The organism is Pseudomonas sp. PSB11 (assembly GCF_014596605.1).
Lineage (GTDB): Bacteria > Pseudomonadota > Gammaproteobacteria > Pseudomonadales > Pseudomonadaceae > Aquipseudomonas > Aquipseudomonas umsongensis.
The window spans coordinates 97,620-115,206 of the sequence record NZ_NOIO01000020.1; the positions used below are offsets into that span (position 1 = coordinate 97,620).

Below are 17,587 nucleotides of genomic sequence, written 5' to 3' on the forward strand. Positions count from 1 at the left end.
GAAGCCAGTTTTTCGTTTCTTTGAAACAGCAGAACTGGATCAGACTTCGTCGGGGCTGCGCAGGTTGGTTACCTGAATACGCTGTTCGCGGCGCTTTTCCTTTTCGGACGGCATCTCGGCGCGATACACGCCTTGATCGCCAACGACCCAGGAAAGTGGGCGACGCTCCTGGCCAATCGACTCCTGCAGCAGCATCAGGCCTTGCAGGAAAGCTTCAGGGCGGGGCGGGCAGCCAGGCACGTAGACGTCCACGGGCAGGAACTTGTCCACCCCTTGAACGACGGAGTAGATGTCGTACATGCCACCGGAGTTGGCGCACGAACCCATGGAGATGACCCATTTAGGCTCGAGCATTTGCTCGTAGAGACGCTGAATGATCGGCGCCATCTTGATGAAGCAGGTACCGGCGATAACCATGAAATCCGCCTGGCGCGGCGATGCCCGGATAACTTCGGCGCCGAAGCGCGCGATGTCGTGGGGCGCCGTGAAGGCGGTGGTCATTTCCACGTAGCAGCACGAAAGACCGAAGTTATACGGCCACAGGGAGTTCTTGCGCCCCCAGTTGATCGTGCCGTTAAGCACGTCTTCGAGCTTGCCCATGAAAATGTTTTTGTGGACTTGATCTTCTAACGGATCGGAAACGGTTTCCCGCTGGCCGATCGGATACTGCTCGTTAGGAGCATCGGGGTCGATCCTGGTGAGATTGTATTGCATTGCCAAAGCCTCATTGTTTCAGCTTCGCTTGCCGCTTGCGCCGAGCTTCCGGAGCCCAGTCAAGGGCGCCCACTCGGAATAGGTAGACAAGACCTGCCAACAGAATTGCTATGAAAACGAGAGCTTCGACGAATCCGGTCCAGCCGCTTTCGCGGACGGACACAGACCATGCAAAGAGAAAGAGGGCTTCGATATCGAAGATCACGAACAGCATCGCGACCAGATAGAATTTGGCTGAGAGCCGCAAGCGGGCGCCACCTGTAGGTAGCATGCCGGACTCGAACGGTTCGTTTTTGCTGCGGCCCCAGGCTTTTGACCCAAGGAGGCTGGAGACGCCCAGCATGAAGGCACAGAGGCCGACGACGCCTAGAAGGAAAATGGCAAAGCCCCAGTTGTGGGCCATGAGTCCTGTCGCTTCGGGCATGCTGGTAATCCTTAACAGAGAGCAAAGGTCTCTGAGCTTGAAAAGGTAACAACGCAGTGACGATATGTCGCAGCAATCAATCCCGCTGATTTTATGGCTAAACACCCAGCAAGTAAAATTCCTATAGCGAAATTATTTATAGGAATAAGGACATAGCGAGCGGCAAAAGCGCCGTAGCCCTTGCGTTGCGGGCATTAGCCGGCTTTTTGGGAAATATGTTTTGTAGGGAATGTAACGAACATAGTTTTGGCTAAATGATAATCAATATTGTTTGAAAACTGTTTATGGGATTTATGGTTGGGAAGTTGTCTTTATTGCGCGTAACTGTAGGAGCTGACGAGTGAAGCAAGGCTACGATCTTTTGATTTTTTTAGCAGCAAGATCAAAAGATCGCAGCCTCGTTTCACTCGTCAGCTCCTACAGGGTTTTGGAGTATTTGTTGGATCGCGCGCAAAAAAAAACGCCCCGAACCAGTCGGGGCGTCAGGTGTGCAGCGCTACGGTTTGCTTTCTATAGAGCCCGCAGCGGCTGATGTCTCAAGCGAAGCAGATCAGTGGAACTGTTCTTCTTCGGTCGAACCGGTCAGTGCGGTCACCGACGACGAGCCACCCTGGATCACGGTGGTCATGTCGTCGAAGTAGCCGGTGCCCACTTCCTGCTGGTGAGCCACGAAGGTGTAGCCCTTGGCGGCGTCGGCGAATTCCTGCTCCTGCAGCTTCACGTAGGCAGTCATGTCGTTGCGGGCGTAGTCGTGCGCCAGGTTGAACATGCTGTGCCACATGTTGTGAATGCCGGCCAGGGTGATGAACTGGTGCTTGTAACCCATGGCGGACAGTTCTCGCTGGAACTTGGCGATGGTCGCGTCGTCCAGGTTTTTCTTCCAGTTGAAGGAAGGCGAGCAGTTGTACGACAGCAGTTGGTCCGGGTATTCCTTCTTGATCGCTTCAGCGAAGCGACGAGCTTCTTCCAGGTCTGGCTTGGCGGTTTCGCACCAGATCAGGTCGGCGTACGGTGCGTAGGCCAGGCCGCGAGCGATGGCCTGGTCCAGGCCGGCGCGCACTTTGTAGAAGCCTTCCTGGGTGCGTTCGCCAGTTACGAACGGCTGGTCGTACGGGTCGCAGTCGGAAGTCAGCAGGTCGGCGGCGTTAGCGTCGGTACGGGCCAGGATGATGGTCGGCGTGCCGGCAACGTCGGCTGCCAGGCGGGCAGCGGTCAGCTTCTGTACGGCTTCCTGGGTCGGAACCAGTACCTTGCCGCCCATGTGGCCGCATTTTTTCACGGAAGCCAGCTGGTCTTCGAAGTGAACGCCGGCGGCGCCTGCCTCGATCATGCTCTTCATCAGCTCGTAGGCGTTCAGTACGCCGCCGAAACCGGCTTCGGCGTCAGCCACGATTGGCGCGAAGTAGTCGATGTAGCCTTCGTCGCCCGGGTTCTTGCCGGCTTTCCACTGGATCTGGTCGGCACGACGGAACGCGTTGTTGATGCGCTTGACCACGGTTGGAACCGAGTCCACCGGGTACAGCGACTGGTCAGGGTACATCGATTCGGCGGAGTTGTTGTCCGCAGCCACTTGCCAGCCCGACAGGTAGATCGCCTGGATACCGGCTTTGACTTGTTGTACAGCCTGGCCGCCGGTCAGGGCGCCCATGCAGTTGACGAAATCTTTCTCAGGACGGAAGGCTGGCTTGGCACCCTGGGTAACCAGGTTCCACAGCTTCTCGGCGCCCATTTTTGCAAAGGTGTGCTCAGGTTGAACCGAGCCACGCAGGCGGACGACGTCAGCAGCGGAGTAAGTGCGTGTCACGCCTTTCCAGCGCGGGTTTTCAGCCCAGTCTTTTTCGAGGGCTGCAATTTGCTGTTCGCGTGTCAGTGCCATGGGAGATAAACCTCGTCGCGTCTTTATGAAAAGTTGTTCTGCGGTGGAAAATTCCTGCGCTCGCTGACCAGAAGCCTAGGTGGTCAAGTCGGGTTCGGCGGGGGTGGCGACGGAATGAACGATGGGCTCGAGGGGAAGTGAGCAGGTAAAGGCGAACTGCGGGCGCATTCGGGCGTCGTGGGCCTTGGTACGAACATCAGTGTGGTGCCGGATTACCTAATTACGCTTCCGTCCCTCGGGACAACTTCGTTCCAGTCGGCAACCTCGTCAAACACACCTTGTGGGCGGTACAGACACGAAGCGGTTCGCGGTGTAGGTGCGAACATCGCCTCGAAGGCCCTTGCCAGGGCCCCTGATTAGCGGGAGCGAGGCCATCATGCCTTTGCTTTTTTGACTCGTCAAACGTTTTGTAGTGCTTTTTTTCAGGCACTACATCTTTGGTCTAATACGACCTGCCAGTCAGTTTTTGGTGTCTTGGTCCAAAGTATCGACTTTCACCCGCAGGGTCATGTCATCGCGCCCCTGGGTCCCGTAGCTGCGGGCCATGCCCTGTTTGTCGGCCTGTGTCTGGCGATTCACGCCAGCCAGCAGGATCCATTCCCCCAGGCGGCCGGTGACGGTTGTGTCGGTGCTTTGCACATTCACTACATCGGGACGTTCCTGGCTCAGGCGGTCACGGTTGGTACTGATCGAAAGGTGAACGATCTCGCCGGTGACGTTGGCGGTGACGTAAAAGCCCTGGGTGACATTGCGGTATTCGGTCTGGCTGCGCAGGTCGCCGTAGGAATCGACCTGGGTGCTGGTCAGCGGCACGCTCTGGCCGACCTGGATCAGCGCCGGCATGCCGTCGGTGGCCTGGATTTGCTGGATGCCACCCTCGCGACTGGCAGTGCTATGGCTGATGATTCGGGTCTGGCTCGGCTTGGCGCCGTTCACCCGATAACCCTGATCGCCCTGGACGTTGTTTTCGTTCGTATCGACCGTGATCAGCAAGCGTTTGGGCGCCGTATCGAGTTGGCTCAATAAAGCTTTAAGTTCGTCGATCTTGCGTTGATCGGCATTGACGATAAGTTGATTACCGTAAGCGCTGACTTGACCATCCTTGCCGATGAAATCCTGCGCAACCGGCAACATGTCCGCGCTTGTGTGGTAGTTCAGCGGCACGATTTCGGTGGCCGCCATGAGCGAAAAACTGCAGGTCACCAGCAGTGTGGTGAGCAGGGTGCGTAGGGACATATCCGTTATCTCCGCAATCAAAGGTCTTGATATTGCCAGTTTGTCGGCCTGGGAGGGGGCAAGTTGAATCGTAGACAGCAAAACGCCCCGGCATCGTATGATGCCAGGGCGTTTTGTGGTGGGCTTCTAGGCCTTTGTGGCGAGGGGATTTATCCCCGTTGGGGTGCGTAGCAGCCCTGAATCTGCAACCGCTGTCCTTCAGGTTTACCGCATGCACAGTGATTGCGACTGCTGCGCAGCCGGACGGGGATAAATCCCCTCACCACAAGGTATCAGCTCGAGTGACGGACCATGTCCACATGCGGAATCCCTGCTTCCAGGAACTCCTCGCTGACCATGTGAAAGCCCAGGCGCTCATAGAACGCCGTGGCTTGCACCTGGGCGCTGAGCATCTGCTGCTTCAGCCCGCGCTCTTCGGCTTCGTCGATCACCGCGTGCATCAGCGCATCGCCGACCTTCAGGCCGCGCCAGTCCTTGAGTACCGACACCCGGCCGACGTGACCGTCAGGCAGCAGGCGGGCGGTGCCGACCGGAAAGTCGCCTTCGAGGGCAAGGAAATGCACGGCTGTGACATCGTCGGCATCCCATTCCAGCTCGGGTGGAACGGATTGCTCGGCGACGAATACCGCTTCACGAATGCGCCGGATCTCGGCGTTGTCCTTTTGCCAATCTGCGACACGTACGTGAATCTTATTCATCGGCAAACCCCAGGCTTCCTTGCTTGACCAGTTCGCACAGCAGGCCGCGGCCATCTTCGTCGGTCAACCAGTCACCGAGGTTGTCGACGTGCAGCGCATCGGCGGCGCAGATCATTTTCAGCAGTTCGCGCAGTTTGCCCGGCAGGTAGCGGCTCTGGCCGCTGGCAAACAGCAACAGGTCGTCATCGACTTCCGACCACGCCAGGCGCGCGCTAGGGTTGCGGATCAGTACGGCGCCTTGCTCCAGCGCGCCGAGAACGTCTTCTTCCTCGAGGTCTTCAGGGCCGACCACCAGTTCCGGATAACGGGGTTCGGTCATGAACTGGCCGAACCAGGTCAGCAGCAGGCGCTCGTCGCTCATGTGCTCGGCCAGCAGGCTTTTCAGGCGATCGAGGGCGTCATGCTGGATCTGGTGCGGATCGATCGCCGGCACGGCGTCGGCGTCGGTGTAGCGCTCTTCGTCCGACAGGAACTGGCTGAGGAAGTCGGTGAAGTGGGTCAGCACTTCAGCGGCGCTCGGTGCGCGGAAGCCTACGGAGTAGGTCAGGCAGTCATCGACCGCCACGCCACAGTGGGCCAGGCGTGGCGGCAGGTAGAGCATGTCGCCCGGTTCCAGCACCCATTCATCGGTGGCCTCGAAGTCGGCGAGGATGCGCAGGTCCGCGTGTTGCAGCAGCGGGCTTTCGGTGTTGCACATCTGGCCGATTTTCCAGTTGCGCTTGCCGTGGCCTTGCAGCAGGAACACGTCGTAGTTATCGAAGTGCGGGCCGACGCTGCCACCGGGGGCGGCGAAGCTGATCATCACGTCATCGATGCGCCAGCTCGGCAGGAAGCGGAAGTTTTCCAGCAGTTCGCTGACTTCCGGCACGAACTGGTCGACGGCCTGCACCAGCAGGGTCCAGTCGCGCTCCGGCAACTTGCTGAACTCGTCTTCGGCAAAGGGGCCGCGACGCAATTCCCATGGGCGCTCGCCGTTCTCGATGATCAGGCGCGATTCGACTTCTTCTTCCAGCGCCAGGCCGGCCAGTTCGTCGGCATCGATCGGGCTTTCGAAATCAGGAATCGCCTGACGGATCAACAGCGGTTTTTTCTGCCAGTAGTCGCGCAGGAACTCGCGTGCCGTGATGCCGCCCAGAAGTTGAAGAGGAATGTCAGGATTCATGTGTAACCTATTGAAAAAAAGCACTTTTCATACGGGAATAAAAACGCCCGGCGCGGCCGGGCGTCTTAAAAGGGTCCAGCGGTCGATCAGATGCGTTTGGCTTGCGCTACAGCGTTACCGATGTAGTTCGCCGGGGTGAGCAGTTTCAGCTCGGCCTTGGCGGCGGCTGGCATGTCCAGGCCGTCGATGAAAGTTTGCAGCGCCTCAGGGCTGATGCCCTTGCCGCGGGTCAATTCTTTCAGCTTTTCGTACGGGTTTTCGATGTTGTAGCGACGCATTACGGTCTGGATTGGCTCGGCCAATACTTCCCAGCAAGCGTCCAGGTCGGCGGCAATCTTCTGCTCGTTGAGCTCCAGCTTGCTGATGCCCTTGAGGCTGGCTTCGTACGCGATCACGCTGTGGGCGAAGCCGACACCGAGGTTGCGCAGTACGGTGGAGTCAGTCAGGTCGCGCTGCCAGCGGGAGATTGGCAGTTTGCTCGCCAGGTGCTGGAACAGTGCGTTGGCGATACCCAGGTTGCCTTCGGAGTTTTCGAAGTCGATCGGGTTGACCTTGTGCGGCATGGTCGACGAGCCGATTTCGCCAGCGATGGTGCGCTGCTTGAAATAACCCAGGGAGATGTAGCCCCAGATATCACGGTCGAAGTCGATCAGGATGGTGTTGAAGCGCGCGATCGCGTCGAACAGCTCGGCGATGTAGTCGTGCGGCTCGATCTGCGTGGTGTACGGGTTGAAGCCCAGGCCCAGTTCGTCTTCGATGAAGGCGCGGGCATTGGCTTCCCAGTCGATCTCAGGGTAGGCCGACAGGTGAGCGTTGTAGTTGCCGACAGCGCCGTTGATCTTGCCCAGCAGCGGAACGGCGGCGACCTGGGCGATCTGGCGCTCCAGGCGGTAAACCACGTTTGCCAGCTCTTTGCCCAGGGTGGTTGGCGAAGCCGGTTGGCCGTGGGTGCGCGACAGCATCGGCACGTCGGCGAAGCGGATGGCCAGTTCGCGGATGGCTTCGGCGGTCTGGCGCATCAGCGGCAGCATCACGTCATCACGGCCTTCGCGCAGCATCAGGGCATGGGACAGGTTGTTGATGTCCTCGCTGGTGCAGGCGAAGTGGATGAACTCGCTGACAGCGGCCAGTTCCGGCAGCTTGGCCGCCTGCTCCTTGAGCAGGTATTCGATGGCTTTTACGTCGTGGTTGGTGGTGCGCTCGATCTCTTTGACACGCTCGGCGTGCTCCAGGGAGAAGTTTTCCGCCAGGGTGTTCAATACCGCGTTGGCTTCGGCGGAGAACGCCGGCACTTCGCTGATGGCAGGGTGAGCGGCCAGGCGCTGGAGCCAGCGCACTTCAACCAGGACACGGGCACGGATCAGGCCGTACTCGCTGAAAATTGGGCGCAGGGCCTGGGTTTTGCCGGCGTAGCGGCCGTCAACAGGGGAAACCGCAGTGAGCGAAGAGAGCTGCATGGGGTGTTCTCGGACAGTCGGGCAACGAAATGGGGCGCGTATCATACATGAAAAAATCCGCCGGTCCGTCGCCAACTGACCGGCGTATTACGCGTATTGCTAAGTTCAGTGCTGTCGATGCGGGTTATTCGTTACGCATCAATGGGTAAAGCTCTTTGAGCAATTTGCGTCGGCTGATCACCAGCTGCCAGCGATGACCACCCAATTGCCGCCACAGGCGTGCCGAACGAATGCCGGCCAGCAACAGGGCGCGAATTTTCGAGGCGTTGCTCGGTTGCTGCAGGTTGCGCATGTCACCGTGCACCTGGATGCGTTGGCGCAGGGTGCTCAGGGTATCCTGGTACAGCGCGCCGCACGCGGCGATCACGTTTTCGTGGGCCGGGCCGAAATGTTCGACCTGGGACTGGATCTGCGGCAGGCGTTTGCCGATCACGTCCAGCATGTCCTCGCGCTTGGCCAGTTGACGCTCCAGGCCCAGCATGGCCAGGGCATAACGCAGCGGTTCGCGCTGCAGGGCGCTCGGGTCGCGTTCGAGGGCGCCGATCAATGCGCGATAGCCTTCGCGCAGGTTGATGTCGTCGCCACCGTAGACTTCCAGGGTGTCCTTGGGGTCGCGAATCAGCAGGCTGCCGAGCATGCAGGTCAGGCCGGCCTCGTTGGTCTGGCCGGTCTTGGCGATCCTGTCCACGAGCACGGCGGCGAGGAATACCCCGCCCAGTGCCGTCAGTTGCTCCTGAGTGGGGGTCATTGAGCCTGGCCCTTGCTGGTGCTCTCGCTTGTCCAGGGCTCTGCCACTTCGATCACGCCGCCGCCGAGGCAAATCTCGCCGTCGTAGAACACCACGGACTGACCCGGGGTGACCGCGCGTTGCGGGTCATCGAAGGTGGCGCGGTAACCGGCGGCGGTCTTCTCCAGGGTGCAGGGCTGGTCGCTCTGGCGATAACGGACCTTGGCGGTCAGCTTGCGCGGCTGGCTCAGGTCGATCGGGTTGACCCAATAGATATCCGAAGCGAGCAGGGCGCGGGAGAACAGGGACGGATGGTTGTTACCCTGGCCAACGATCAGCTCGTTGCATTTGAGGTCTTTGCTCAGCACATACCACGGCTCTTCTCCGGCATCTTTTTTGCCGCCGATGCCCAGGCCCTGGCGCTGGCCAATGGTGTGATACATCAGGCCGTGATGGCTGCCGATGACCTTGCCGGCGGTGGTCTTGATCTTGCCGGGCTGGGCTGGCAGGTATTGCTTGAGAAAGTCGCTGAAGCGGCGCTCACCGATAAAGCAGATCCCGGTGGAATCCTTCTTTTTCGCGGTCGCCAGCTCATATTTCTCGGCAATGGCCCGAACCTGCGGTTTTTCCAGTTCGCCGACCGGGAACAGGGTCTTGGCGATCTGTTCGCCGCCGACGGCGTGCAGGAAGTAGCTCTGGTCCTTGTTCGGGTCCAGGCCCTTGAGCAGTTCGGTGCGGCCGTCGATGTCGCGGCGACGCACGTAGTGGCCGGTGGCGATCAGGTCGGCACCGAGCATCATGGCGTAGTCGAGGAACGCCTTGAACTTGATCTCGCGGTTGCACAGGATGTCCGGGTTTGGCGTACGACCGGCCTTGTATTCGGCCAGGAAGTGCTCGAACACGTTGTCCCAGTACTCGGCGGCGAAGTTGGCGGTGTGCAGCTTGATGCCAATCTTGTCGCACACGGCCTGGGCGTCCGCCAGGTCGTCCATGGCGGTGCAGTACTCGGTTCCGTCGTCTTCTTCCCAGTTCTTCATGAACAGGCCTTCCACCTCATAGCCCTGCTCGATCAGCAGGAGGGCGGAAACGGAAGAGTCCACGCCGCCGGACATGCCGACAATGACGCGCTTCTTTTGTGTGTCAGAAGGGGCTGGATCACGCATAGGGATTCAATGAGTGTCTTGAAAAAGGACGCGATTCTAACAGGCTCCAGCCCGCAAGGCTAAAGAGAAGGGCGGATCAATTCCAGGCCGAAGTGTTTGCCGTCCAGATAATCGTCGATGCAACGCATGATCAGCTCGCTGCGCCAGTTGTCGCGCCGACCGATTAATTCCTCGCGGGTCAACCACTTGGCGCCGACGATGCCCTCGTCCAGTTGATACTCGGGGTGATGTTTCAGCGGTTTGGCGATAAAGCAGACCCGCTGGTAGGTCACGCCGTTGCTTGGGGCGGTATAGAGATAGATTCCCAGTACGCCGGTGGGTTCGACGTCCCAGCCGGTTTCCTCGAGGGTTTCGCGCACGGCGGCCTCGGTCAGGGTTTCGTTCGGGTCCAGGTGTCCGGCGGGCTGGTTGAGCACCACGCGTCCGTGCTTGAGTTCTTCGACCATCAGGAAGCGGTCGTTGTCTTCGACGATGGTGGCGACGGTGATGTGGGGTTGCCAGTCCATGAATTTCCCTCGGTTTTGAATGTTGAAACCCGGTCAAATGTGGGAGCGGGCTTGCTCGCGAAAGCGGTGGGCCAGTCAACAGAGATGTTGAATGATAAACCGCATTCGCGAGCAAGCCCGCTCCCACATTTGATTTGTGTGATGGCTGAAAACACAAACCCCGGCACATGGCCGGGGTTTGTGATGCTCCCTTACAACCTTAAACCAGCGCAGCGATCGCGGCGTTGAAGGTGTTGCTCGGGCGCATGGCCTTGCTGATCAGCTCGGCATCGGCGTGGTAGTAACCGCCGATGTCCACTGGCTTGCCCTGTACGGCGTTGAGTTCGGCAACGATGGTTGCCTCGTTCTCGGTCAGGGTCTTGGCCAGGGTCGCAAACTGCGCTTGCAGTGCAGTGTCTTCGGACTGGGCGGCCAGGGCTTGAGCCCAGTACAGCGCCAGGTAGAAGTGGCTGCCGCGGTTGTCGATGTTGCCGACTTTGCGCGATGGCGACTTGTTGTTGTCCAGGAACTGGCCAGTGGCCTGATCCAGGGTCTTGGCCAGAACCAGCGCCTTGGGGTTGTTGTAGGTCACGCCCAGGTGCTCAAGGGAAGCGGCCAGGGCCAGGAACTCGCCCAGGGAATCCCAACGCAGGAAGTTTTCTTCCAGCAGTTGTTGCACGTGCTTCGGAGCCGAACCGCCAGCGCCGGTTTCGAACAGGCCGCCGCCATTCATCAGCGGAACGATCGACAGCATCTTGGCGCTGGTGCCCAGTTCCATGATCGGGAACAGGTCAGTCAGGTAGTCGCGCAATACGTTGCCGGTTACCGAGATGGTGTCTTTGCCTGCGCGAGTGCGTTGCAGGGTGAACTTCATCGCGTCGACAGGTGCCATGATCTGGATGTCCAGGCCGGCAGTGTCGTGATCCTTCAGGTAAGCCTGGACTTTCTCGATCACCACGCCGTCGTGGGCACGCATCGGGTCCAGCCAGAAGATGGCTGGCGTGCTGCTTGCGCGGGCACGGTTGACGGCCAGCTTGACCCAGTCCTGGATCGGCGCGTCTTTGGTCTGGCACATGCGGAAGATGTCGCCGGCTTCAACCGACTGTTCCAGCAGCAGGGTGCCATTGGTGTCGGTCACGCGGACAACGCCGTTGGTCTTGATCTGGAAAGTCTTGTCGTGCGAGCCGTACTCTTCGGCTTTTTTCGCCATCAGGCCAACGTTCGGCACGCTGCCCATGGTGGTTGGATCGAAGGCGCCATTGGCCTTGCAGTCTTCAATTACTGCCTGGTAGATGGTGGCGTAGCAGCGATCCGGGATCACCGCCTTGGTGTCGTGCAGTTGGCCGTCGGTGCCCCACATCTTGCCGGAGTCACGGATCATCGCCGGCATCGAGGCGTCGACGATGACGTCGCTCGGTACGTGCAGGTTGGTGATGCCTTTGTCGGAGTTGACCATGGCCAGCGACGGACGAACGGCGTAGACCGCCTGGATGTCCGCTTCGATGGCGGCTTGCTGCTCGGCAGGCAAGGCCTTGATGCGCGAGTACAGGTCGCCGATGCCGTTGTTCAGGTTGAAGCCGATCTGCGCCAGCACGTCGGCGTGCTTGGCCAGGGCGTCTTTGTAGAACTCGGCAACGATCTGGCCGAACATGATCGGGTCGGAGACCTTCATCATGGTGGCTTTGAGGTGAACCGACAGCAGCACGCCTTGTGCCTTGGCGCTTTCGATTTCAGCGGCGATGAAAGCGCGCAGGGCGTTTTTGCTCATCACGGCGCAGTCGAGGATCTCGCCAGCCTGAACGCTGGTTTTTTCTTTCAGGACGGTGGTGGTGCCGTCTTGGGCGATCAGTTCGATCTTGACCGCGCCAGGGGCGTCGATCAGGGCGGCTTTTTCGCTACCGTAGAAATCGCCGCTGCTCATGTGCGCAACGTGGGACTTGGAATCCGCAGCCCAGGCGCCCATTTTGTGCGGGTGCTTGCGTGCGTAGTTCTTTACCGACAGTGGCGCGCGGCGGTCGGAGTTGCCTTCGCGCAGAACCGGGTTCACGGCGCTGCCCTTGACCTTGTCGTAGCGCGCCTTGGCGTCTTTGTCGGCGTCGCAGGTCACAGTTTCCGGGTAGTCCGGCAGGGCGTAGCCCTGGGCTTGCAGTTCCTTGATCGCGGCTTGCAGTTGCGGAACCGAGGCGCTGATGTTCGGCAGCTTGATGATGTTGGCTTCAGGCGTAACGGCCAGCGCGCCCAGTTCGGCGAGGTGGTCGGCTACGGCTTTGTCGCCCAATTGCTCGGGGAAGCTGGCCAGGATGCGCCCTGCAAGAGAGATATCGCGGGTTTCAACGGCGATATCAGCCGAGGCGGTGAACGCCTCTACGATAGGCAACAGTGAATAGGTGGCGAGGGCGGGAGCTTCGTCGGTGAAGGTATAGATGATCTTCGAGCGGGTGGGCATATTCGGATTAACTCTCTCTTCTTTGCTAAAGCGTGCGCAGAAACTCGAGGGGCGCCGGGTAAGCGCGTTCGTTCAAAGTCATCCATGAGCCGAATATCGAGATTTCGTTGCTGTGATGTTGGGTGCATCAGTAGGGCGTCAAGCAGACAGGCTGCGGTAGCAGGCCGTCTCATCGGGCGCAAACACTCGTCGTAGAGCTGTTCAGCCTGACGTGACCCTTTAGTCAGCGGCGGCATTATACATAGGTAGCTGGCAATCTGCCGATGGTTCATACACATCTATTGTCGTCCATTGGTCTAAAGGTCGCAGGGACGAGCAGGGCGTATGGTCATTATTCATCCTTGAGATTGGCGTTTTTCCCTTTGCTTTCAGGCTTGTAGGTCGCGCGTTGAGTGGCTTTGCGGCAGATGGATGGAACATAGGGTTTGCGCGCCGATTTAACTGGGTTACGCTCGAACCAAGCCAGATGTTCAATCCAATCAATGGAGTTCAGCATGGGTTACAAGAAGATTCAGGTTCCAGCCGTCGGCGACAAAATCACCGTCAATGCAGACCATTCTCTCAATGTTCCTGATAATCCGATCATCCCGTTCATTGAAGGCGACGGCATTGGCGTCGACGTCAGCCCCGTCATGATCAAGGTTGTCGATGCTGCCGTGGAAAAGGCCTACGGGGGCAAGCGCAAGATTTCCTGGATGGAAGTCTATGCTGGCGAAAAGGCTACACAGGTCTACGACCAGGACACCTGGCTGCCCCAGGAAACCCTGGATGCCGTGAAAGACTACGTCGTTTCCATCAAGGGCCCGCTGACCACGCCGGTCGGCGGGGGTATCCGCTCCCTCAACGTTGCCCTGCGCCAACAGTTGGACCTGTATGTGTGCCTGCGGCCGGTGGTGTGGTTCGAAGGTGTGCCAAGTCCGGTGAAAAAACCTGGCGACGTCGACATGGTGATCTTCCGCGAGAACTCCGAAGACATCTACGCCGGTATCGAGTGGAAGGCCGGCTCGCCCGAAGCCACCAAAGTCATCAAGTTCCTGAAAGAAGAAATGGGCGTCACCAAGATCCGTTTCGACCAGGACTGCGGCATCGGCATCAAGCCGGTCTCCAAGGAAGGCACCAAGCGCCTGGTGCGCAAGGCCCTGCAATACGTGGTGGACAACGACCGCAAGTCGCTGACCATCGTGCACAAGGGCAACATCATGAAGTTCACCGAAGGTGCCTTCAAGGACTGGGGTTATGAGGTGGCGAAGGAAGAATTCGGCGCCGAGCTGCTCGATGGCGGCCCGTGGATGAAATTCAAGAACCCGAAAACCGGCCGCGAAGTCGTGGTCAAGGACGCCATTGCCGACGCCATGCTCCAGCAGATCCTGCTGCGCCCAGCCGAATACGATGTGATCGCCACGCTGAACCTCAACGGTGACTACCTCTCCGACGCCCTGGCGGCGGAAGTGGGCGGTATCGGTATCGCGCCAGGCGCGAACCTGTCCGATACCGTGGCCATGTTCGAAGCTACCCACGGTACCGCGCCGAAGTATGCCGGCAAGGACCAGGTCAACCCGGGTTCAGTGATCCTTTCGGCCGAAATGATGCTGCGTCACCTGGGCTGGACCGAGGCGGCGGACCTGATCATCAAGGGCACCAACGGCGCGATCAAGGCCAAGACCGTGACCTATGACTTCGAACGCCTGATGGAAGGCGCGACGCTGGTGTCGTCTTCCGGGTTCGGTGAAGCCCTGATCAAGCACATGTAAGCAAACGACAGGCATACAAAAACCGCCCGATTCAATTGATTGAGTCGGGCGGTTTTTTATGACTGGATGACGGTGCGGTTTAAACCGTCACGGTCTGTTGCGTGGCAGGCGTTGAGGCTTTCGAAGCATCCACAGGGTTGCCGATATTCACGGCATGCAGGCCCTTGGGGCCCTGGACGATATCGAACACCACGTCTTGCCCCGCTTTCAAGGTTTTATAGCCGTCCATCTGAATAGCGGAATAGTGCGCGAACAAGTCTTCGCTGTCGCCATCCTTGTTGATGAATCCATAGCCCTTGGCATTGTTGAACCATTTGACCTTGCCTTTTACAGTGCCTTTCGCCGACGCTGCATTCTTGTCGCCTGACATACCAACTCCCTCTGCAACAGACTCCATCACTGGAGTATCATCCAGTACATCCGCAGTCACTTCTTAGGAAAAAAGTTGACTCCGCGGACCTTTTTTACCCACTGTGGGCTCTATTGGTTGTAACACCGTTTTGCCGATAGTCAAGGTGACCAGGCAGTCGGAGTTGAAATCGCCCAAGACCGCCCCCACCACTGTATTTGCACAACTGACGAACCTTTCTTTCCATGCATGCAATCAGCCAGATTCGACTAACATTCAATCAGGATCGCCCGACTCTCCAGAAAGATCGCCCGGAGGAACACGACGACGATTCCGCAGGCATTGCTGTTCAGGAGGCCAAGCCTGCTCTACAGGCGCCGCCGATGTACAAGGTGGTTTTGTTCAATGATGACTACACACCGATGGATTTCGTCGTCGAAGTGCTCGAGGTGTTTTTTAACCTGAATCGCGAGCTGGCGACCAAGGTCATGCTGGCCGTCCATACAGAAGGGCGGGCAGTATGTGGAGTGTTTACCCGCGACATCGCCGAGACAAAGGCCATGCAGGTCAACCAGTACGCCAGGGAAAGCCAGCATCCGCTACTCTGTGAAATCGAGAAGGACGGTTAATCGCCGACCACTTGGGTATGAGGTGAAGCTATGTTAAACCGCGAGCTCGAAGTCACCCTCAATCTTGCCTTCAAGGAGGCTCGTTCGAAGCGTCATGAATTCATGACCGTCGAACATCTCCTGCTGGCCCTATTGGACAATGAGGCTGCCGCCACCGTTTTGCGTGCGTGCGGCGCGAACCTCGACAAACTCAAGCATGACCTGCAGGAGTTCATCGACTCCACCACGCCATTGATCCCCGTGCATGACGAGGATCGTGAAACCCAGCCAACCCTGGGCTTCCAGCGTGTACTGCAGCGTGCTGTGTTTCACGTACAGAGCTCGGGCAAACGCGAAGTGACTGGCGCCAACGTGCTGGTCGCGATCTTCAGTGAGCAAGAGAGTCAGGCAGTGTTCCTGCTGAAACAGCAGAGCGTTGCCCGTATCGATGTCGTCAACTACATCGCCCACGGTATCTCCAAGGTGCCAGGGCACGGCGATCACTCTGAGGGTGAGCAAGATATGCAGGACGACGAGGGCGGTGAGTCTTCATCTTCAGGCAATCCACTGGATGCTTATGCCAGCAACCTTAATGAACTCGCGCGCCAGGGTCGAATTGATCCATTGGTAGGCCGAGAGCTGGAAGTCGAGCGCGTCGCCCAGATCCTGGCGCGTCGTCGCAAGAACAATCCGTTACTGGTGGGCGAGGCAGGCGTGGGTAAAACCGCGATTGCCGAAGGCCTGGCCAAGCGCATCGTCGACAACCAGGTGCCGGACCTGTTGGCCAATAGCGTCGTTTACTCCCTGGACCTGGGCGCATTGCTGGCCGGGACCAAATACCGCGGCGATTTCGAGAAGCGCTTCAAGGCGTTGCTCAATGAGCTGAAAAAACGTCCGCAGGCGATCCTGTTCATCGACGAAATCCACACCATCATCGGTGCGGGTGCTGCGTCCGGTGGCGTAATGGATGCCTCGAACCTGCTCAAGCCGCTGCTGTCGTCCGGTGATATCCGGTGCATCGGTTCGACCACGTTCCAGGAATTCCGCGGGATCTTCGAGAAGGATCGTGCACTGGCTCGGCGCTTCCAGAAGGTTGACGTGTCGGAACCTTCGGTGGAAGACACCATCGGTATCCTGCGCGGCCTGAAAGGGCGTTTCGAGACCCATCACAATATCGAATACAGTGATGAGGCCCTGCGCGCCGCTGCCGAACTGGCTTCGCGCTACATCAATGACCGGCACATGCCGGACAAGGCTATCGACGTCATCGACGAGGCGGGTGCCTTCCAGCGCCTGCAGCCGGTGGAAAAACGGGTAAAACGCATCGAAGTGCCTCAAGTCGAGGACATCGTCGCGAAAATCGCGCGGATTCCACCAAAACACGTCACCAGTTCCGATAAAGAGCTGCTGCGTAATCTTGAGCGTGACCTGAAGCTGACGGTGTTTGGCCAGGATGCGGCGATCGATTCGCTGGCGACCGCGATCAAGCTGTCCCGTGCCGGCCTCAAGTCGCCTGACAAGCCTGTGGGTTCGTTCCTGTTCGCAGGGCCTACCGGTGTCGGTAAAACCGAAGCGGCACGGCAGTTGGCCAAGGCGCTGGGGGTCGAGCTGATTCGTTTCGACATGTCCGAGTACATGGAGCGCCACACCGTATCGCGTCTGATCGGTGCGCCTCCAGGCTATGTCGGGTTCGACCAGGGCGGTCTGCTGACCGAAGCCATCACCAAGCAGCCACATTGCGTGCTGTTGCTCGATGAAATCGAAAAGGCGCATCCGGAAGTCTTCAACCTGCTGCTGCAGGTCATGGACCACGGGACGCTGACCGATAACAACGGGCGCAAGGCGGATTTCCGTAACGTGATCGTCATCATGACGACCAACGCCGGTGCCGAAACCGCAGCCCGTGCTTCGATCGGTTTCACCCATCAGGACCACTCGTCCGATGCGATGGAAGTGATCAAGAAGAGCTTCACGCCAGAGTTCCGCAACCGCCTGGACACCATCATCCAGTTTGGTCGCCTCAGCCATGAGGTCATCAAGAGCGTGGTGGACAAGTTCCTTACCGAGCTTCAGGCGCAGCTGGAAGACAAGCGCGTGCAGCTGGAAGTGACCGACGCTGCACGAGGCTGGCTGGCGGCAACTGGCTACGACACGGCTATGGGGGCTCGCCCAATGGCACGTTTGATCCAGGACAAGATCAAGCGTCCGCTGGCGGAAGAGATCCTGTTTGGCGAACTGGCCGACCATGGTGGCGTGGTTCATATCGATCTGAAGGACGGCGAGCTGACCTTCGACTTCGAGACCACGGCTGAAATGGCCTGACGTTCAGAAGCAAAAACAAAAAGGCGCCGAGAGGCGCCTTTTTGCTGTCTGCTGATGATGATCGTTCCCACTCTCTGCGTGGGAATGCAGCCGGGACGCTCCGCGTCCCAAATCCAAAGCCGAACGCGGAGCGTCCGTTGAGGAATTCCCACGCAGAGCGTGGGAACGA

16 protein-coding genes are annotated in these 17,587 nt (G+C 58.9%); 3 read left to right on the top strand and 13 right to left on the bottom strand.

Translation table 11 applies throughout. The features are described from left to right. Positions 1 to 39: 39 nt before the first annotated feature. The 12 genes from CGA21_RS21320 to CGA21_RS21375 all read right to left on the bottom strand — a co-directional run bounded on the left by CGA21_RS21320 (position 40) and on the right by CGA21_RS21375 (position 12,884). On the bottom strand, positions 40 to 714 hold the full coding sequence (locus CGA21_RS21320; protein ID WP_007970441.1) for a NuoB/complex I 20 kDa subunit family protein: 675 nt from the start codon (positions 712 to 714) through the stop codon (positions 40 to 42). A 10-nt stretch (positions 715 to 724) separates the two neighbouring features. After that, positions 725 to 1,138 carry an NADH-quinone oxidoreductase subunit A gene (locus tag CGA21_RS21325; protein WP_003223812.1) on the bottom strand — a complete coding sequence of 138 codons (414 nt, stop codon included), beginning with the start codon at positions 1,136 to 1,138 and terminating at the stop codon, positions 725 to 727. A 550-nt stretch (positions 1,139 to 1,688) separates the two neighbouring features. After that, positions 1,689 to 3,014 carry an isocitrate lyase gene (gene aceA, locus CGA21_RS21330; RefSeq protein WP_179054555.1) on the bottom strand — a complete coding sequence of 442 codons (1,326 nt, stop codon included), beginning with the start codon at positions 3,012 to 3,014 and terminating at the stop codon, positions 1,689 to 1,691. Between the two features lie 459 nt (positions 3,015 to 3,473). After that, on the bottom strand, positions 3,474 to 4,250 hold the full coding sequence (locus CGA21_RS21335) for a secretin N-terminal domain-containing protein (protein WP_188264986.1): 777 nt from the start codon (positions 4,248 to 4,250) through the stop codon (positions 3,474 to 3,476). A gap of 272 nt (positions 4,251 to 4,522) precedes the next feature. Next, positions 4,523 to 4,948 (bottom strand): GNAT family N-acetyltransferase, encoded by a 426-nt coding sequence (locus CGA21_RS21340; RefSeq protein WP_188264987.1) that lies wholly within the window; start codon positions 4,946 to 4,948, stop codon positions 4,523 to 4,525. Then, positions 4,941 to 6,110 carry a cupin domain-containing protein gene (locus CGA21_RS21345; protein ID WP_188264988.1) on the bottom strand — a complete coding sequence of 390 codons (1,170 nt, stop codon included), beginning with the start codon at positions 6,108 to 6,110 and terminating at the stop codon, positions 4,941 to 4,943. Before CGA21_RS21345 ends, CGA21_RS21340 begins: the two co-directional genes overlap by 8 nt. 86 nt (positions 6,111 to 6,196) lie before the next feature. Beyond that, entirely contained in the window at positions 6,197 to 7,567 is a 1,371-nt protein-coding gene (gene purB / locus CGA21_RS21350) for an adenylosuccinate lyase (protein WP_020799537.1), read from the bottom strand. A gap of 124 nt (positions 7,568 to 7,691) precedes the next feature. Continuing rightward, positions 7,692 to 8,315, bottom strand: coding sequence for a high frequency lysogenization protein HflD (gene hflD, locus CGA21_RS21355; RefSeq protein ID WP_110754318.1), 624 nt, complete (start codon positions 8,313 to 8,315; stop codon positions 7,692 to 7,694). Further along, a complete protein-coding gene (mnmA, locus tag CGA21_RS21360) occupies positions 8,312 to 9,457 on the bottom strand; it encodes a tRNA 2-thiouridine(34) synthase MnmA (RefSeq protein WP_188264989.1) in 1,146 nt (381 codons plus the stop codon). Before mnmA ends, hflD begins: the two co-directional genes overlap by 4 nt. Positions 9,458 to 9,516: 59 nt before the next feature. Then, a complete protein-coding gene (locus CGA21_RS21365; RefSeq protein ID WP_020799534.1) occupies positions 9,517 to 9,963 on the bottom strand; it encodes an NUDIX hydrolase in 447 nt (148 codons plus the stop codon). Between the two features lie 199 nt (positions 9,964 to 10,162). Continuing rightward, positions 10,163 to 12,388 (bottom strand): NADP-dependent isocitrate dehydrogenase, encoded by a 2,226-nt coding sequence (locus tag CGA21_RS21370; RefSeq protein ID WP_110754312.1) that lies wholly within the window; start codon positions 12,386 to 12,388, stop codon positions 10,163 to 10,165. A 331-nt stretch (positions 12,389 to 12,719) separates the two neighbouring features. Continuing rightward, positions 12,720 to 12,884 (bottom strand): hypothetical protein, encoded by a 165-nt coding sequence (locus tag CGA21_RS21375; RefSeq protein ID WP_177411678.1) that lies wholly within the window; start codon positions 12,882 to 12,884, stop codon positions 12,720 to 12,722. Here CGA21_RS21375 and icd point away from each other — a divergent pair. After that, complete coding sequence (icd, locus tag CGA21_RS21380; protein WP_007951441.1) at positions 12,883 to 14,139, top strand: NADP-dependent isocitrate dehydrogenase; 1,257 nt, start codon at positions 12,883 to 12,885, stop codon at positions 14,137 to 14,139. The genes CGA21_RS21375 and icd overlap by 2 nt on opposite strands. Positions 14,140 to 14,218: 79 nt before the next feature. On the opposite strand, the gene cspD is transcribed toward icd, so the two are convergent. Next, positions 14,219 to 14,509, bottom strand: a complete 291-nt coding sequence (cspD, locus tag CGA21_RS21385; RefSeq protein WP_110754310.1) for a cold shock domain-containing protein CspD — start codon at positions 14,507 to 14,509, stop codon at positions 14,219 to 14,221. 224 nt (positions 14,510 to 14,733) lie between these two features. On the opposite strand from cspD, the gene clpS reads away from it, so the two are divergent. Then, complete coding sequence (clpS, locus tag CGA21_RS21390) at positions 14,734 to 15,117, top strand: ATP-dependent Clp protease adapter ClpS (protein ID WP_020799529.1); 384 nt, start codon at positions 14,734 to 14,736, stop codon at positions 15,115 to 15,117. A 30-nt stretch (positions 15,118 to 15,147) separates the two neighbouring features. Next, positions 15,148 to 17,418 (top strand): ATP-dependent Clp protease ATP-binding subunit ClpA, encoded by a 2,271-nt coding sequence (gene clpA, locus CGA21_RS21395; protein WP_110754308.1) that lies wholly within the window; start codon positions 15,148 to 15,150, stop codon positions 17,416 to 17,418. Positions 17,419 to 17,587 lie beyond the last annotated feature (169 nt).

What these genes read in the sequence shown, in the direction of transcription:
- CGA21_RS21370 (WP_110754312.1), bottom strand. Translation starts at nt 12,388, where the DNA reads ATGCCCACCCGCTCGAAGATCATCTATACCTTCACCGACGAAGCTCCC.
- CGA21_RS21375 (WP_177411678.1), bottom strand. Translation starts at nt 12,884, where the DNA reads ATGCTGAACTCCATTGATTGGATTGAACATCTGGCTTGGTTCGAGCGT.
- hflD (WP_110754318.1), bottom strand. Translation starts at nt 8,315, where the DNA reads ATGACCCCCACTCAGGAGCAACTGACGGCACTGGGCGGGGTATTCCTC.
- CGA21_RS21340 (WP_188264987.1), bottom strand. Translation starts at nt 4,948, where the DNA reads ATGAATAAGATTCACGTACGTGTCGCAGATTGGCAAAAGGACAACGCC.
- CGA21_RS21320 (WP_007970441.1), bottom strand. Translation starts at nt 714, where the DNA reads ATGCAATACAATCTCACCAGGATCGACCCCGATGCTCCTAACGAGCAG.
- CGA21_RS21345 (WP_188264988.1), bottom strand. Translation starts at nt 6,110, where the DNA reads ATGAATCCTGACATTCCTCTTCAACTTCTGGGCGGCATCACGGCACGC.
- icd (WP_007951441.1), top strand. Translation starts at nt 12,883, where the DNA reads ATGGGTTACAAGAAGATTCAGGTTCCAGCCGTCGGCGACAAAATCACC.
- aceA (WP_179054555.1), bottom strand. Translation starts at nt 3,014, where the DNA reads ATGGCACTGACACGCGAACAGCAAATTGCAGCCCTCGAAAAAGACTGG.
- CGA21_RS21365 (WP_020799534.1), bottom strand. Translation starts at nt 9,963, where the DNA reads ATGGACTGGCAACCCCACATCACCGTCGCCACCATCGTCGAAGACAAC.
- CGA21_RS21325 (WP_003223812.1), bottom strand. Translation starts at nt 1,138, where the DNA reads ATGCCCGAAGCGACAGGACTCATGGCCCACAACTGGGGCTTTGCCATT.
- mnmA (WP_188264989.1), bottom strand. Translation starts at nt 9,457, where the DNA reads ATGCGTGATCCAGCCCCTTCTGACACACAAAAGAAGCGCGTCATTGTC.
- cspD (WP_110754310.1), bottom strand. Translation starts at nt 14,509, where the DNA reads ATGTCAGGCGACAAGAATGCAGCGTCGGCGAAAGGCACTGTAAAAGGC.
- CGA21_RS21335 (WP_188264986.1), bottom strand. Translation starts at nt 4,250, where the DNA reads ATGTCCCTACGCACCCTGCTCACCACACTGCTGGTGACCTGCAGTTTT.
- purB (WP_020799537.1), bottom strand. Translation starts at nt 7,567, where the DNA reads ATGCAGCTCTCTTCGCTCACTGCGGTTTCCCCTGTTGACGGCCGCTAC.
- clpS (WP_020799529.1), top strand. Translation starts at nt 14,734, where the DNA reads ATGCATGCAATCAGCCAGATTCGACTAACATTCAATCAGGATCGCCCG.
- clpA (WP_110754308.1), top strand. Translation starts at nt 15,148, where the DNA reads ATGTTAAACCGCGAGCTCGAAGTCACCCTCAATCTTGCCTTCAAGGAG.